Below are 15,740 nucleotides of genomic sequence, written 5' to 3'. Positions count from 1 at the left end.
TCCTTTACAATTAACCCTTCACGGCCCCCGCGGTCAGGCCTTCCACCAAACGCTTCTGCGCGAAGAAGAACATGATGCAGACGGGGATGATCGTTATGATTCCGCCGGCCGTCAGAAGATCCCACTGGACCCCCAGCTGGCCGATCAGATTTTTCAGAGCCACAGGAATTGTGCGGTTCCGCTCGTTGGTGAACATCACGGCGAAAGTGTACTCATTCCAGGAGGTCATGAAGATGTACACACCCGTAGCGACAAGACAGGGCACCAGCACGGGGAAAATAATGCGTGTAAATGCCTGCGCCCGGTTGCAGCCGTCTACCATGGCGGCTTCCTCCAAAGACAAGGGCAGGTCATTGATAAAGCCGTTCAAAAGCCATACCGAAAACGGAATGGTGAACGTGGCATAAGAAAGCACCAGAGAAAGGGGAGTGTACAGAAGGCCCATACTACGCATAATAGCATAAAGAGGGATCAACAGCAAGACCGTAGGGAACATGTTATTGGTTAAAAACAGAACCATAAATGCTTTTCGGCCGGCAAAACGAAAACGCGAAAAAGAGTACGACGCCAGCATCGAAACGGTCAGGGTAATCAGTGTGGTGATGATCGCCACCACAAAGCTGTTGCCCATAGGCTTTAAAAAGTTAAAATCCACAAAAAGCTTTCTGTAGGATTCAAATGTCAGGTTATGGGGCCAGTAGGTGACCACGCTGCCGTACAGCTCTGCTTCCGGCTTAATGGAGGTAACGAAGGTCCAGTAAAACGGGAAGAGCAGAAACAGCAGGATCACAAACAGAGGCAGGTACAGCAACAGGAAATTCTGCATCGGTGTTCTTTTATGCTGCATAACATTACGCCTCCTGATTCGCAAACATACTTTTCAGATACGGAATCGCCACCAGCAGCAGCAGGAATGTGAGCAGGAGCGACATGGTCGACGAATAGCCCAGGTTCAGGGCGTTCGCTTTGTTGAATACATAAACGCTCAGCGTCTGCGAAGCGTAAGCAGGTCCGCCGCCCGTCATGTTGAAGATCACGTCCACCGAGTTTGCCACCCAGATAATGCGCAGCAGCGTGGTGACGAAGATCGTGTTTTTAATCGCGGGAATCGTGATGCGGAACAGCTTCTGGAATCCCGTGGCGCCGTCGATGTCGGCCGCCTCGTACAGCTCACCGGGCACGCCCTGCAAGCCTGCCAGAAGCATCAGGGCAAAGAACGGGATGCCCTGCCAGATGATCGTGAGAATGACAGACGGCATAACCGTCGATTCCTGCGCGAGGAACGGAACCGGCGCGGAGATCAGTCCGACCTTCATCAGCAGGTCGTTGAGCACGCCGTAGCTGCCGTCGTAAATCCAGCGCCACATCAAACCGATGAGAACGCCGGGGGTAACCCAGGGGATCAAGCTTACCGCGCGCACAACACCGCGGCCATGAAAGCCCTTATTCAAAAGATTCGCCAGAATAAAGCCAAAAACAAACTGGAAGCCTACACCGAAAACAACCCACAGGATTGTCCTCCAAAGGGATGCCCAGAACAGCTTATCCTGCAGCACATCAATGTAATTGGTCAGCCCAACAAAACCGATATCACTCGGCCTTCTTAAATCGTAACTTTGAAAGCTCATTAAAACCGCGTTGAGCGCAGGGAATAAAACAACCGCGATAATAATCAGCACCGCAGGCGTGATCAGCAAATACGGCCAGATATTCATCTTTTTACGCTGCACTGTATCTTCACCTCTTCGAAAGAATGGGGCCGCGGCCGTGCTTCCGCCCGACCGCAGCCCGCGTAGCCCATGTCTTCAGATCTTATTTTTTGCCGTACAGGCCTTCCTGCAGGGTCTTCATGGCGTCAGCAGCAGTCTCTTTGCCGGTCAGGGCAGAAGCGACTGTGTTCGGCCAAATCGTGCTGATCCACTCGGTGGTGGTGTCTTTGATCGGGATAATGCCCGCGTAAGACTGACCAGCGATGGAGGCCTTCATGAATTTGTTGTCCTTGAAGTCAGGCAGAGCCTGTACTGTTTTGCTCACAGGCATGTTGCCGGTGATTTTGCACCATTTCTCCTGGCCTTCGCCGGCTGCCAGATAAGAGACCCACTCAAAAGCAGCTTCCTTGTTCTTGCAGGCCTCGAAGATAACGTTCTCGGTGTCGCCCATGGAGGTCCACTGGCCTTTGCCTGCGGGGAACGGGAACGCGTCAACGTCGTCGCCGAAGGTCTCTACCATGCCGGCAGAAGAACCAACGTGGTGAATGGTCATAGCGGTTTTGCCGGATTTGAAGTTTGCGATGATCTCGTTAAAGCCGTCCTGTGTCGCCGTGGGCGGTACATAGCCGTTCTTGTACAGATCGATGAAATCCTGCATACCCTGAACAGACTCGGGGGTGGTCATGTCTTCAAAGCTGCCGCCGCGGCCATAGATGAAGCTGCCCCAGGGTTCCTGGCCGCCCTTCGCGCCGCGCATGCCAAAGCCGTAAACATCGGTTTTGCCGTCACCGTTGGTGTCCAGGGTGGTCTTCTTGATCGCCTCAAGGAATTCCTCATAGGTCTTCGGAACCTCTACGCCGGCCTGCTTGAAGATGGACGGACGATAGTACACATACAGAACCTGAATGTTCCAGGGCATGACATACATTTCGTCCTTGCCGCCGGCCTGCTTCATAATGTCGTAAATGTTCTGGTCGATGTCGTCCTTCTTGTCCCACTTCGAAACATAGCTGTCGAGGCTGGCCAGCAGGTTGTTGGCGGTGAACAGCGGGGTGGAAGTCAGCTTCCATGCCGCGGTGTCGGGGCCGCCGCCGCCCATAACGGCATTGAACAGATTCTCACTGTACGCGCCGCCGTCCCAGGGATATTCCTCGGCTTTCACTGTGATGTTGCTCTTGTTGGACTTGTTGAAATCTTCCACAATTTCCTTCATTTTAGCGGAGTAGTCGGAGCTGTCTGCCCAGTACCAATGGGTAATGGTAACCGGTTCGCCGCTGGCCGCCTGAGATTCCGCCGCGCTGGATGCGGTTCCGGGCTGTTTGGCGCAGCCGGCAAACGATGTGACTGCCATTGCGAGCGCCAGGGTAAGTGCCAGTACTTTTTTCCTTTTCACTTTCATTCCTCCTAGTATTTAAGCTGAGAATCGTCCATGGCCTGCAAAATATGCCGCCGTGCCTCCTCCGCCGCGACATCCGGATTTTTATCCCGGATTGCCTCGAAAATGCGGATATGAGCAGCGATGGCCCGCTGATGCGTGCCAGGAACATTCATCGTTTCGAGATAACCCTCCCGAATCGATTCACAGATTAAAGGCAGAATGCGCTTTAATACGTCATTCTGCGTGCACTCCGCCACAGCCGTATGAAAATCCACGTCGCGGGAAGGGTACTCGAGCCCATTGATGCGCTCCGCGGTTTCCATCTCTTCAATTGCCTGGCCGAGCCTATAAAGATTCTCGCTGGTGGCCCTTTGCGCCGCCAGCCTCGCGATTTGCGGTTCTATCAGAAGTCTGCTTTCCAGCAGGTTTTGAAGCAGTTTATTCGGATTTGCAAAATGCAGCCCCAAAGGGTCGCTTTTGAGTCCGGGGCTTTCCGTAATAAAAGTGCCTCTCCCCCTGTGAATTTCAACAATATTATCGGCGATCAACAGCTTGACCGCTTCACGCACAGTAGAGCGCCCCACGCCGAACATGACCGCCAGCTCTCCCTCACTTGGAAGACGATCGCCGGGCTTCAGATTTTTTTCCACAATCATTTCCTTCAATTTTTTGGAAATCAAGAGGGGAAGTTCTCTGGTCCCAAACAAAATTTGACTCATGTCCACACTCCTCGGTTTTTGCTGCGCTGCGCATTCTGTCCCTCCCGGACGAAAGCTGCGTTTCATCAGGTTTTTTGTGCAAATACACAAATTTGACGATTTGATTATACCAAACTCAAAATCGAATTTCAAGACTTTTTATAATTATATTTATTTTTTGGACATTAAATTATCAAACAGTACTAAAAATCCACCAAACGTCATGTGACGTCTGACGACTGACATCCGATTAGATTTTGGCACTACCACCTGATTTATCCGCGAAATTCACATGTTCCAAGCACACCTATTCTACTGTTTTCGCTATTTTTCATCCGCACTCGCGTTTTCTTTTCACCTCCGTTCTTTATTGTCTGCAAGCAGTTTAAAAACATACAGACGGTATTTTCTTACGTCAGTCTGATGAAAAATACAAAGCAGAGAAAAATCGTGCAGGATCAGGCGGCAAACAAAACGAAAAATCCCGCTTGTTTATGAAATTGAACTTTGCGGGCCAACGCTGAAAGTAAAATTGTTTCATCATTTATTTAGAAAACCTTTTGCGGCTGCGCAGCTTTTCCAACAGCCCGCGGCGTATTTTGCCGCCCAGCGGCAGACAGGCGCTCTTTCGCTTGACTTTGCAGGTTCCCACGATATAGAATAAGAGCAGAAATTGCACAAAACGAAAACTGGAGCGTGAAAACAGAAAGGGTGTTCATTTTGGAAAGTTTCGTGTATCAGGTCCCTACCAAAGTCATTTTCGGAAAAGACGCAGAGCTTCAGATCGCACCGGAAGCCGCAGCCCGCGGTGTGAAACGGACTCTTTTGGTATACGGCGGCGGCAGCGTTGTCAAAAACGGACTGCTGGCCCGGATGGAAGAGTCCCTGGCGAAATCCGGGATCGAGGTGCAGACCCTGGGCGGCGTACAGCCGAACCCCAGGCTTCAGCTGGCCCGAAAAGGCGTGCAGCAGGCACTGGCATTCGGCGCAGAGCTGATTCTGGCTGTAGGCGGCGGCAGTGTAATCGATACCGCGAAGGCCATCGCGATCGGCACGGCGAATCCTGATACGGACATTTGGGAATTCTGGCTGCGCCATCAAACCGTAACAAAAGCCCTGCCGGTAGCTGTAGTGCTCACCATTTCTGCAGCAGGCAGCGAAACGAGCGATTCCGCTGTTCTCACCGATGATGAAACCAACAATAAGCGCGGGCTGAACAGCCCGTTCAACCGTCCGGCGTTTTCGGCGCTGAACCCCGAGCTGACCATGACCCTGCCCAAATTCCAGATCACCTGCGGCACGGTGGACATCATGATGCACACGATGGATCGCTACTTCAATCCGGTCATGACCAACCAGGTGACAGACGAGCTGGCCGAGGCCCTGCTGCGGGTGGTCATTCGCAACGGCCCCGTCGCGCTCGCAAATCCGCACGATTACAACGCTATGAGTGAGCTGATGTGGGCGGGCAGTCTCTCCCACAATGAGCTGACCGGGCTAGGCGCGCGGAAGGACTTTGCTCCTCACCAGCTGGGCCATGAGCTGAGCGGCAAGTTCGATGTGGCGCACGGCGCGTCGCTCTCCGCGATCTGGAGCTCGTGGGCAACGTACACCCGCACCACAAATCCCGAGCGCTTTGCCCGCTTCGGCAAAAACGTGTGGGGTCTGACCGGCAGTGATACGGAGGAGCTCTCGAAAGCCGCGATCGAAGCGGCCGACCGTTATTTCCGTTCGCTCGACATGCCCACCAACTTCACCGAGCTGGGCATCGGCGTGCAGACGGAAGAGGTCATTGAAGAACTGGCCTGGCGCTGCTCTTTCCAGGATACCCGCACCATCGGCACCTTCCAGAAACTGAACCGCCAGGATATGGCGGAAATTTACCGTTTGGCAAATCGATGACCATCTGACCGAGAAGGAGAAGCTTTATGAAATCTACTTTTCTGCATTTCAATTTCAATGTGTTCGACCTGGAAAAAAGCCTGGCTTTTTACAGCAAGGCGCTGGGCCTAACAGAAAAACGCCGCAAAACAGCGGCAGACGGCTCGTTCATCCTCGTGTATCTTACGGACAGTTCCACCGATTTCGAACTGGAGCTGACCTGGATGCGCGACCGCAAGGAACCGTATAACCTGGGCGACAACGAGATTCATCTGGCCGTGCGCGTGCCGGATAAACAGGAAGCCTACGAGCTGCACAAAAGCATGGGCTGCATCTGCTATGAGAACCACGAAATGGATTTGTACTTCATCAACGATCCCGACGGATATTGGATCGAAATTCTCGACCGCTGATTCCGCACCCGCAAAACAAGCGACCCCCGCCGGCTGAGCCGGCGGGGGTTTTCTCTCTACTGAATAATCCCGTACTTTTTCATGCGGTACTGCAGGCTTTGGCGGCGCAGGCCAAGGCAGTCGGCAGCACGCGTAATATTGCCGCCGTAATATTCCAGAACCGCTTTCAGCACCTGGCTTTCATAGGAATCCATCGTGTACTGCAGATCGTGGTGCAGCCAGCTTTCCTCCTGATGCTCCCCAGCAGAAAGAATCTGCGGCTTCTGAATGTCCTGCAGGTAGCGCGGCAGATGGGCGACCCCGATCACCGGGCCGTCTACAACATTCAGGGTAAAATCCAGGACATTATAAAGCTCACGTACATTTCCCGGCCAGCCGTACTGAGAAAACAGCGCGATCACATCCGGGCCGATGCTCTGAATGGATTTTGCGTATTTATAGGACTTTGCCGAGATATATTCCTCCGCCAGCTGCGGGATGTCCTCCGGATGCTCCCGCAGCGGCGGCAGATCAATCGTCACGGTAGACAAGCGATAGTACAGGTCCTTGCGCAGAACATTGTCCTTCAGCAATTGTGCGGGAGGCTCGTTGCACGACGAGATAAAACGGATGTCCGTCTTTTTATCCTGGCTGCCGCCGATCCGGCGGAAGGTGCCCTCCTGAATCACGCGCAGCAGCTTCGACTGCATCGTAAGACTCATGGAATTCAGCTCGTCGAGGAACAGCGTGCCGCCGTCGGCTTCCTCCAGCAGGCCGACGGAGTTGGTGCTCCCCGTAAAGGCGCCCTTCTGGGTTCCGAAAAAGACCCCCTCAATCAGCGTGTCGGGGATCGCGGCACAGTTGATGGCCACGAATTTTTTATCCTTTCTCAAGCTGAACCTGTGAATGCTCTGGGCGAAAACCTCTTTTCCAGTTCCGGTCTCCCCTACCAGCAGTACGCTGCTGTTCTGAACCGCCACTCGTTTGGCAAGATTTACCGCATCAATTAACTTCTGCGAAGTGCCGATAATGTTACTGAAGGTGTACCCCGAAAACCTAGCAGGGGGCAGCTTTTCTCCCTGATCGGTCAGAGCGGCGCGTATTTTTTCCAGCCAGGCGATCTGGGCCTGAATCACTTCAAGATTCTGCTCAAAGACCACCACCCCCGCCAGTTCCTTGTTCTGGAAAATCGGGTACCCCGTGTTAACCGAGGCCACACCGCTGCCGGTCGTCGTCTTGAACGTATCGAAACGGTTCAGAACGGGTGCAGCCGTTCTCAGGCATGTCAGCACGGTGCTGATGGATTCGTCCAAATCATACATATCGAGCAAGTGCTTTCCCCGCACAGACAGGCTGTCGGGAATATCGGAAATCTTTCTGCTGTTTTCGTTGAGATACACCAGACAAGCATCCTTGTCATAAATCTGCACTCCGTCCGTCACCCTCTCCAGCGCGGACTGGTAGAGAAAATTGACATCCGTATGCTTTTTCAGGTAGTAGACCATACCGTGGCCCGAGTCCCAGCGAATAAAGTCAAAGAGCTCGCCGTTCCAGCTCAGCTCCCCCTGGTTCCGGCTGAAATCCGTCTGAGAAAACAAAACGGAGAACGGCTGGTGCAAAAACGACGACCATATATGCGCGCAGCTGCTCTTCGCCGCCATGTCCATCCATTCAAAAGATTGAATCCGCTTTTCCCGATCCAGAACAATGGCGACATCGGCCATATTCATAACTGGCACCTCCCCGGCTTTTCAGATGATGGAAAATCACTTTCCTCAAATCATAGCACAAGGCGTTCGGCTGGTCAATGAGTGCAAAATGGCTTGCCGAAGTGCCAAATAATTTGGCACTTATTCAGAAAACAGCCCGACAGTCACTTTTTTACTTTACCGTAAAAGCGGCCTAAACTGCGGATTTTTTCTGTATCATTCTGTTTTTTTCTGTATTTTTCACTTGGCACGGAATGTGCTACTATACCCATTGCTAGCAAAAAAGCCCTGTACCAAAAGCATGCGGATACGGTTCAGGGATCCACAGGTTATTTTGAAAAGGAGGAAAACAGAATGAAAGAAACCGAAACCAAGCAGAAAAAGCCTCTCAAACTGGGGGTTTTCATCCCCTCGTTCGTCATTACCGGCGGCGCAGCTATCCTTGGGCTGGTAAACAACGAGTGGCTGACATCGGCAACCTACACCGTTTTTGAATGGTCTTTGAGAAATTTCGCATGGCTCTACCAGATTGTCGCGATGTTCACCCTCATCATGATTGCCATTATGGCCTTTTCCCGAATCGGAAAAATCCGGTTTGGCGGCCCGAAGGCCAAGGCCAAATACTCCTTTGCGTCCTGGTTCGCCATGATACTTACCGCCGGCATCGCGACCGGCCTGATTACTTACGGGGCCAACGAGCCGCTGATCTATTTTGGGAACATATACGGCGAGCTCACCGCCTCGGGCATCGCGCCCGGCACGCCCGAAGCGGCGTTCTTTGCAATGGGCCGTGTGTTCTACAACTGGTCGTTTATCCCTTACGCCATGTATGCTCTTTCGGGAGTCATCATCGGGTATTTATACTATAACCGCGGGCAGGAGCTTTCCGTATCCGGCTCCCTCACTCCCCTGTTCGGGCCGAAGGTAACGCAGGGCCTCCCACGCAACGTGATCGACACCCTGTCTGTTCTGGCCATTGTTCTCGGGCTGGCCTCTTCCCTCGGCGCGGGACTCGCTCTGGTAGGCAGCGGCTTACAGTCGGCCTATGGCATCGCGCAGGGGCCCGTTCTCTGGTTCGCCCTCGCAGCGCTCATCACCGCCGCTTTTACCGTTTCTTCCGTTCAGGGCATTGACAAGGGAATCAAATGGCTGGCCGACCTGACCTCAAAAATCTTTTACGCTCTGGTCGCCGCCCTCATTCTCATCGGGCCGACTCTGTACATTCTGAACATGATGAACGTTGGCATGGGCTACTGGCTGGATCATTTCTGGTCCTGGGGCCTTGATCCCTACGTGATGGGCGGCGAAGCGCTGGTCACCTGGTGGACGATGTACGACTGGGCCATCTGGATCGCCTACGCGCCGCTGATGGGTATTTTCTTCGCCATGATCTCTTACGGCCGCACGATCCGCCAGTTCCTGGTCGTCAACTGGATCGCTCCCGCCGTTTTCAGCATCGTGTGGTTCAGCATCTGGGGCGCCACCGCCCTCGACTGGCAGACCTCCGGCGTTGCGGATATGGTTTCCATCATTCAGCAGAACGGAGCCGTAGCCGGAATATGGGAATTCTTAAAGCACATCCCGCTGAGCGCCGTATTTATCCCCATTGTCATTATCACGCTGATTGCAGAATACGCCAATACCGCCAACGGCATGGCAACTACGATTTCTTCCATCTGCACAAAGGGCTCGCGCCACGATGAAGAGCCGGCCACCTGGCTGAAAATTCTCTGGGGCGTCACCATCGGCCTGATTTCCGCGATCATGGTGGCATTCGGCGGCGGCGAGCAGGGCGTTGACGGCGTCAAATACCTTGCGGCCTGCGGCGGCTTTGCCGTTCTGTTCGTGTTTGTGCTTCAGGTAGCGTCTACGTTCAAGGTGTTCTTCCTGGATAAGGAAACGAAGAAGGATATTGTAGACAGTGAAGATTTAATCGAAGGAATCGAAGAAACCGAACAGGAAGCCGGAAAGGAGAAAGCCCGTGCAGAAGCCTTATCTTAAAAGCATCACGCTGGGACCCGATATTACGCTGGAGGATCTGGTCAGCGTGGCACGCCATGGAGCCAGGGTGGAATTTTCTGAGGACTACCGGGAGCGGGTCAACCGTTCCCGGGCCCTGGTGGAACAATGGGTAGACCAGAATCGCGTTATGTATGGTGTTACCACTGGCTTTGGGGCTCTGTGCACAAAAGCAATCTCTAAGGAAGAGACAGCCCAGCTGCAGCGCAACATTATCCTTTCGCATTCCACCTCCGTAGGCGAGCCGCTAAAGCAAGAGCAGGCGCGCGCGACCATGCTGATGGTTTTACAGAATCTGGGGCAGGGTTACAGCGGAGTGCGGCTGGCCGTACTGGAAAAATACCGCGAATTCCTCAACCGCAACCTTGTCCCGTGGATTCCCCGGGAGGGCTCGGTGGGCTATCTCTGCCCGGAGGCCCACATGGCGCTGGTGCTGATCGGCGAGGGCAAGGCCTATTTTGATGGCCGGCTGCTCCCGGGCGCCGAGGCGCTGGAGGAAGCCGGGATCGAGCCGATCGAGCTTTGCGCAAAGGAAGGTCTCGCACTGATTTCGGGAACAACCTCCGCCACCGCGCTGGCCGCGCTGGCCCTGTACGATCTGCTGGGCGCCGCCAAAGCGGCGGACGTGATCGCCGCCATTACCCTAGAGGCCTCGAAAGGGCTGATCCGAGCCTTCGATGACAGAGTGATGCGGGTTCGCCCGCACCCCCAGCAGAGCGAAACAGCCGCCAACATACGCGACATTCTTGCGGATTCCGAGGTGATCGATCACTGCCGGAACGCCCGTATTCAGGATGCGCTTTCTCTTCGCTGTGTGCCGCAGCTGCATGGGGCCGCCAGAAAAACTCTGCTGGATGCCCGCAGGACCCTCGAGATCGAGATCAACTCCTGCTGCGACAACCCCATCATCTGGAGCGAACCGGGCGAGGAGGATGTGATTTCCGCCTGCAATCCCGATTCCTCCTACGTCGGCATCGAAATGGACAGTGCCTGCATCGCGGCAACGTGTCTTGCCAAGATGTCGGAACGCCGCAATAACCGTATGATCGACGAAACGCTGTCCGGCAACCCGTGGTTCCTGATTAAAAATCCGGGCCTCAATTCCGGGCTGATGATTCCCCAGTACACGCAGGCGGGTCTTTTGGGCGATATGAGGATGCTCTCTACCCCCTCCACGATCGACAACACCTCCACCTGCGGCAATCAGGAGGATTACGTGGCGATGGGCTACAACGCCGCGAAGAAATCGGTTCAAATTGCCGAAAAGCTGGAATACATCCTGGCGATCGAGCTGCTTTCCGCGTATGAGTCGCAGGTATTTCTCGATCCATCCCTTGCGCGCAGCCCTGTAACAGCAAAGATACTGGCCGAGATCGGCCAACATGTCCCTACCATCGAACAAGATGTCTTTTTACACCCGCATATTGAATTCTTGCGAAATTTCATCCATTCCGGAAGATTGGCTGAAATCGCCGAACAGGCCATCGGGAGGTCTTTATTATGAAAAAACAGGCTCAAGAAATCGTAAAAATGGATTTGGCAAAAATCTTTTTCACGCCGCCCAACACCAAAAAAGAAAGAATTATTTTGATTTTGATGATGGTGATCACTTTTATGATTTTCTTCGGCCCGATTTGTTTTTCAGATATTCCCCCGCTTCGGGCCGTTCTGCTCGCCTGTATGCCTACGCTCTCCGTCTCTTGGGGAGTGATGATTTTACTGCGTGCACGATTCCGAAAAAAAGATTTTTGCAAATAGCGTCCCGTTTTCACAACAATGCAGCAAACAATCAATAGACTGCCGAAAATCGTGCAAGGCAAGACGGCCAGCTCGTCAATGAGGGAGCATACTTGCCGTATGGGCCCGATATTGCAGATGCAACCAACGCAGCCGCAAAAGGATACCCTCCTTTTGCGGCTGCACGACTTTTTCGACAAATTGAGCGCACCCGCCGGAAAAATCGGCGGGTGCGCTTTCTTTTTTCCGCACGGCCTTCCGCTTCCAATCATTTCTTCTCATTATCATGAAGATTTTACTTGAACCTGATTTGAATGAAACGATGTCTTGTTATCATCTAAGTGGAGGTGAGAACGTGAATACAACGAACCATTTACTGATCGGCAAAATCACGTACGATTATTTTGAGAGAAGTTTAAGTGTTCGATTGAATGAGTCCCGGTTTCTGTGGGGCAATATCGCACCCGATTATGACCTGAGCCTGCTGCGCGCGGTGCACACCAGGGAGAACTATTGGGAAACAGCCGCGGAAATGCTCCGGCAGCTTTCTCACAGAGAAAGGGGCGTCCCGCCGCCAAGCACCCGCCGGTTCAGCGTCCGGCTCGGCATCGTCTGTCACTTTCTGGCGGATTTTTTCTGTTATGCACACACGCCGAATTTTCACGGCGGGTTGGCAAAACATATCGCACACGAGCGGCGGCTTGAGCTGTATTGCCGCAATCACTATCCCGCTCTGCAGAGAGCGGACTTTCCACAGCTTCCACTTCAAAGCGACGCCGCGGAGCAGGCCATCGGAATCATAGAACAGCTCAATGATGATTTTCAGTCAAAGCCGCACAGCTTCGAGTCAGAAATTCTGGGCGCACTTGCGGCCTGCAGCCTTGCCGGGCAGGCCGCCCTCTACAGCCTCGGCGACAGCAAGTACGAGCCCTTTGCCCTGTACAGCATGGATGAGATTAGGGAGGTATCAAACCGCATATGAAAATTGCTATTTTTACAGACACCTTCACTCCGCAGATCAATGGCGTGACCAACACGCTGACCAAGCTGTGCGGATATTTTTCCGAGCACCAGATCGATTATCTGATTTTTGCGCCCGATTACGGCGAGCCGTCGGCATATGAATCCCATGTGATCCGCTTTAAGGGGGTTCACCCGATTTTTTATCCGCAGTGCTGTCTGGCTTTCCCGGTTTTTGCAGAGATCAAAGAGCAGCTTCAGGCATTCGGGCCGGACATCATCCATGTGGTAACGGAATTCGGGATCGGCTATGCGGGGCTCAAGGCCGCTCGAAAGCTGGGCATTCCATTCATCACGTCGTACCACACCAACATAGATCAATACCTGAATTTTTACCATATGCCGCATCTGGTAAAGCCCGTCGGCTCCTATATGAGATGGTTCCACAGCTTCGCCCGGCTCACGCTCTGCCCGTCTGAGGATACCAGGCGGCGCCTTTCTGCCCAGGGCTTTGAACACCTGGGGATCTGGTCCCGCGGGGTCGACATCTCGCAGTTTTCTCCCGGTAAGCGCAAAGGGTCTCTCCGGCAATCGCTGGGGGGAGAAAACCGCCTGATCTTTCTGTACGCGGGCCGGATTTCCGCCGAAAAGGGTCTGGATACCCTGATGGAAAGCATCCGCATCGTAAATAAAAAGTATTCTGACCGCGTTTTGTTTGTCTTTGCCGGCGACGGCCCCTATCTTGACGCGCTGCAGAAGCAGGCCCTTCCCAATACGGTCTTTACCGGCTTCCTCACGGGCGAAGCGCTGGCAGAGCTTTATGCCAGCAGCGATGTGTTCGTGTTCCCGTCGGGCACGGAAACCTTCGGCAATGTGGTGCTGGAGGCAATGGCGAGCGGATTGCCCGTGATTTGCGCCGACGAGGGCGGAGTCACCGATTTTACCGTCCACAGGATCAACGCCTCTGTTTTCCGGTGCGGGAGCGCCGACAGCCTGGCCGAAGAAATGACCGGGATGATCGAAAATGAAACGCTGCGCCTGCGTCTTGGCAGCACCTCTGTGTCTACCGCGCACTCCAGAAGCTGGGAAAGCATCCTCGGCAAGCTGATGCAGCAGTACGAGTCGGTTCTGGAAGCTGCCCGCAGCGAGAGCAAGCCTTTGAAAATCGTCATTTTCGGAACCGGATATGTAGGGCTCGTTACGGGCGTCTGTCTGGCAAACGCAGGGCTTGAGGTCATTTGCCTGGATTCCGATCAGAGTAAAATCCGGCTTCTGGAGTCCGGCACCCCCACGATTCTGGAGGGTGGGGTCGCGGAGCTGATGGAGAAAAACGCCGAAAGGCTTCAATACACAACCGAGCAGGAAGCCGCCTGCGCGCAGGCCGACGTGATCTTCATCTGTGTGGGAACCCCGGAGCGCGGAGACGGATCGGTTAATCTGAATGACGTCTACCGCGCCATCGACCAGATTGCCGCCAGCATCCGGCGCGACTGCGTGGTCGTGGTAAAGTCCACCGTGCCGATCGGAACCGTCGATCAGCTGGAACAGCGGCTTCGCCTGAAAGCGCCGGCAGGCATCACCGCAGACGTGGTTTCCAATCCGGAATTTCTGGCGCAGGGAACAGCCGTACATGATTTCATGGAGGCCGAGCGCATCGTGATCGGAGCGGAGTCGGAGCGCGCGGCCCGCATCCTTTTAAAAATATATAAGTCCTTTCCTACGAAAAAAATCGTTACCGACCGCCGAAGCGCAGAGATGGTGAAATACGCGTCGAATAACTTTCTGGCGCTGAAGCTTTCCTACATCAATGAAATCGCAAACCTGTGTGAGCTGATCAACGCCGACATCGAAACCGTAGCTTACGCGATGGGACTGGACCGCCGCATCGGGGGGAATTTCCTGAAAGCCGGCATCGGCTACGGCGGCTCCTGCTTCCCAAAGGACACAAAGGCGCTGCACTGGATGGCAAAATTTCATGATTATGAGATCAAGACCGTGAAAGCAGCCATAGAAGTCAACGAAAGCCAGCGCTTGCGCCTGATTCAAAAGGCCAGAAAGCACTATCAGGATTTTGGTGGCCTTGTCGTCGCGGTTCTGGGCCTGTCCTTCAAACCCAATACCGACGATCTGAGAGAGGCCCCGTCCGTGCAGAGCATCCGGATTCTTTTGAACGAGGGCGCCCGTGTGTACGTATGGGACCCCTCCGGGTATGATAAATTCAGGCAGCTTTTCGATAACGAAGCCACCTGCTGCGAAAGCATTGACGAGGCCGTTCTGGGCGCCGACCTGTGCCTGATTATGACAGAGTGGCAGGAAATCCTCGATTATGACCCGAGCCGTTACGCCATGCTCATGCGCCGCCCGGTCGTACTGGACGGGCGCAACTGCTACGATCTGCAAACGATGAATTCTATCTCCTGCACTTATGAATCCATCGGGCGCGGCGCCGGCCCCGTTCGGCGTGCAAAACTGCCTCGGCGCGCAAAACTGCTCAGCCGCGTCAAACAGCCTGAAGGGCTCATTCAGGCTTGACCTGCTGGCAAAGCCCTGCTCCTCAGACAGGAGCAGGGCTTTTTTCCATTTGCAGGAAGTCTTTTGTTCACAGGTGAGAGAGCATGTTTTCGGCTTGCTTTTCGTATTGGGGAAAGCCGACTTTTTTTATGGTCTGCTTTGAAAGAGTAAATTCATTCTGAGGGTGCCCACGCACGGAAATTCTTCTTGCGTAGGGCTTGCCCCTTGTGCCGAAACGGACTTGCTTTTTTGTTGCTTTATGCTTTTGATTTATTTTTACATAAAGGAACGAATTTTTTCTTTGCGGCCATACCGCGGGGTTTCTGCTTGCGCAGAGCATGCCCCTCGTGCCGGGGCGGGCACTTACTTTCGTGAAAGGACGAAAGTAAGCAAAGGCCTTCCAAAGGACACATTTGGAATCCGTTTGGGGAACGGTCCTTGTAAGTGCAAACAATAACTATCCGTAAGGCGCTCCAATGAAAGTGCCCACTCTCCGAACTTCATCAAGAAACAAGCTTAGCATTCTCGTCTGTCGGCGGGCATTTTCAGAGCGCTCTCGTTAGCTCGCAGTTTTGTGGGGAATGCGGCTTCGCCGCATTTTTTTATTGGCTTGAGAACACTTTCCGTACCAGTTGCAGGCGTGAAAGCTTTCCTTACAAACCCGCTTCACGCGCAGGCTGTGCCTGTGCGTGAGTAAGAACCAGAGCGGGAGCTTCTCCCGGTTTCCAAAGGCAGCGCCTTTGGTC

At 53.8% G+C, this 15,740-nt stretch carries 12 protein-coding genes; 7 read left to right on the top strand and 5 right to left on the bottom strand.

Annotated features, from left to right (window positions below; translation table 11 throughout):
• Nucleotides 1-10 precede the first annotated feature (10 nt).
• The 4 genes from HMPREF1141_RS00075 to HMPREF1141_RS00060 all read right to left on the bottom strand — a co-directional run bounded on the left by HMPREF1141_RS00075 (nt 11) and on the right by HMPREF1141_RS00060 (nt 3,806).
• Nucleotides 11-847 carry a carbohydrate ABC transporter permease gene (locus tag HMPREF1141_RS00075; RefSeq protein ID WP_009059689.1) on the bottom strand — a complete coding sequence of 279 codons (837 nt, stop codon included), beginning with the start codon at nt 845-847 and terminating at the stop codon, nt 11-13.
• 4 nt (nt 848-851) lie between these two features.
• Nucleotides 852-1,730 carry a sugar ABC transporter permease gene (locus HMPREF1141_RS00070; RefSeq protein WP_009059700.1) on the bottom strand — a complete coding sequence of 293 codons (879 nt, stop codon included), beginning with the start codon at nt 1,728-1,730 and terminating at the stop codon, nt 852-854.
• An 82-nt stretch (nt 1,731-1,812) separates the two neighbouring features.
• Nucleotides 1,813-3,108, bottom strand: coding sequence for a sugar ABC transporter substrate-binding protein (locus HMPREF1141_RS00065; protein WP_035316305.1), 1,296 nt, complete (start codon nt 3,106-3,108; stop codon nt 1,813-1,815).
• A gap of 5 nt (nt 3,109-3,113) precedes the next feature.
• A complete protein-coding gene (locus tag HMPREF1141_RS00060) occupies nt 3,114-3,806 on the bottom strand; it encodes a FadR/GntR family transcriptional regulator (protein WP_009059678.1) in 693 nt (230 codons plus the stop codon).
• Between the two features lie 699 nt (nt 3,807-4,505).
• Between HMPREF1141_RS00060 and HMPREF1141_RS00055 the strand changes: the two genes are divergently transcribed.
• Both HMPREF1141_RS00055 and HMPREF1141_RS00050 read left to right on the top strand, forming a co-directional pair.
• Nucleotides 4,506-5,687, top strand: a complete 1,182-nt coding sequence (locus HMPREF1141_RS00055; protein ID WP_035316304.1) for an iron-containing alcohol dehydrogenase — start codon at nt 4,506-4,508, stop codon at nt 5,685-5,687.
• 26 nt (nt 5,688-5,713) lie between these two features.
• Nucleotides 5,714-6,079 carry a VOC family protein gene (locus tag HMPREF1141_RS00050; RefSeq protein ID WP_009059676.1) on the top strand — a complete coding sequence of 122 codons (366 nt, stop codon included), beginning with the start codon at nt 5,714-5,716 and terminating at the stop codon, nt 6,077-6,079.
• A gap of 56 nt (nt 6,080-6,135) precedes the next feature.
• Here the strand turns inward: HMPREF1141_RS00050 and HMPREF1141_RS00045 are convergent, their stop codons facing one another.
• Nucleotides 6,136-7,788, bottom strand: a complete 1,653-nt coding sequence (locus HMPREF1141_RS00045; RefSeq protein ID WP_009059715.1) for a sigma 54-interacting transcriptional regulator — start codon at nt 7,786-7,788, stop codon at nt 6,136-6,138.
• Nucleotides 7,789-8,121: 333 nt separating this feature from the next.
• Between HMPREF1141_RS00045 and HMPREF1141_RS00040 the strand changes: the two genes are divergently transcribed.
• The 5 genes from HMPREF1141_RS00040 (at nt 8,122) to HMPREF1141_RS16775 (ending at nt 15,015) form a co-directional block, all read left to right on the top strand.
• Nucleotides 8,122-9,768 (top strand): BCCT family transporter, encoded by a 1,647-nt coding sequence (locus HMPREF1141_RS00040; RefSeq protein WP_009059671.1) that lies wholly within the window; start codon nt 8,122-8,124, stop codon nt 9,766-9,768.
• Nucleotides 9,749-11,290 carry an aromatic amino acid ammonia-lyase gene (locus HMPREF1141_RS00035; RefSeq protein WP_009059695.1) on the top strand — a complete coding sequence of 514 codons (1,542 nt, stop codon included), beginning with the start codon at nt 9,749-9,751 and terminating at the stop codon, nt 11,288-11,290. The genes HMPREF1141_RS00040 and HMPREF1141_RS00035 overlap by 20 nt, the downstream gene beginning before the upstream one ends.
• Complete coding sequence (locus tag HMPREF1141_RS00030) at nt 11,287-11,544, top strand: hypothetical protein (RefSeq protein ID WP_009059703.1); 258 nt, start codon at nt 11,287-11,289, stop codon at nt 11,542-11,544. Before HMPREF1141_RS00035 ends, HMPREF1141_RS00030 begins: the two co-directional genes overlap by 4 nt.
• A gap of 334 nt (nt 11,545-11,878) precedes the next feature.
• Nucleotides 11,879-12,505, top strand: a complete 627-nt coding sequence (locus HMPREF1141_RS00020; RefSeq protein ID WP_009059677.1) for a zinc dependent phospholipase C family protein — start codon at nt 11,879-11,881, stop codon at nt 12,503-12,505.
• A complete protein-coding gene (locus HMPREF1141_RS16775) occupies nt 12,502-15,015 on the top strand; it encodes a nucleotide sugar dehydrogenase (protein ID WP_009059721.1) in 2,514 nt (837 codons plus the stop codon). The genes HMPREF1141_RS00020 and HMPREF1141_RS16775 overlap by 4 nt, the downstream gene beginning before the upstream one ends.
• The last annotated feature ends 725 nt before the right edge of the window (nt 15,016-15,740 follow it).

This window comes from Clostridium sp. MSTE9 (assembly GCF_000277625.1).
Classification (GTDB): domain Bacteria; phylum Bacillota; class Clostridia; order Oscillospirales; family Acutalibacteraceae; genus Faecalispora; species Faecalispora jeddahensis.
Note: the sequence above shows the minus strand (reverse complement) of the source record. Positions and strands in the feature narration are given on the sequence as shown.

Bases quoted from the DNA above. Each gene is read 5' to 3' on its own strand.
- HMPREF1141_RS00065 (WP_035316305.1), bottom strand. From the start codon at position 3,108: ATGAAAGTGAAAAGGAAAAAAGTACTGGCACTTACCCTGGCGCTCGCA.
- HMPREF1141_RS00040 (WP_009059671.1), top strand. From the start codon at position 8,122: ATGAAAGAAACCGAAACCAAGCAGAAAAAGCCTCTCAAACTGGGGGTT.
- HMPREF1141_RS00075 (WP_009059689.1), bottom strand. From the start codon at position 847: ATGCAGCATAAAAGAACACCGATGCAGAATTTCCTGTTGCTGTACCTG.
- HMPREF1141_RS16775 (WP_009059721.1), top strand. From the start codon at position 12,502: ATGAAAATTGCTATTTTTACAGACACCTTCACTCCGCAGATCAATGGC.
- HMPREF1141_RS00030 (WP_009059703.1), top strand. From the start codon at position 11,287: ATGAAAAAACAGGCTCAAGAAATCGTAAAAATGGATTTGGCAAAAATC.
- HMPREF1141_RS00050 (WP_009059676.1), top strand. From the start codon at position 5,714: ATGAAATCTACTTTTCTGCATTTCAATTTCAATGTGTTCGACCTGGAA.
- HMPREF1141_RS00045 (WP_009059715.1), bottom strand. From the start codon at position 7,788: ATGAATATGGCCGATGTCGCCATTGTTCTGGATCGGGAAAAGCGGATT.
- HMPREF1141_RS00060 (WP_009059678.1), bottom strand. From the start codon at position 3,806: ATGAGTCAAATTTTGTTTGGGACCAGAGAACTTCCCCTCTTGATTTCC.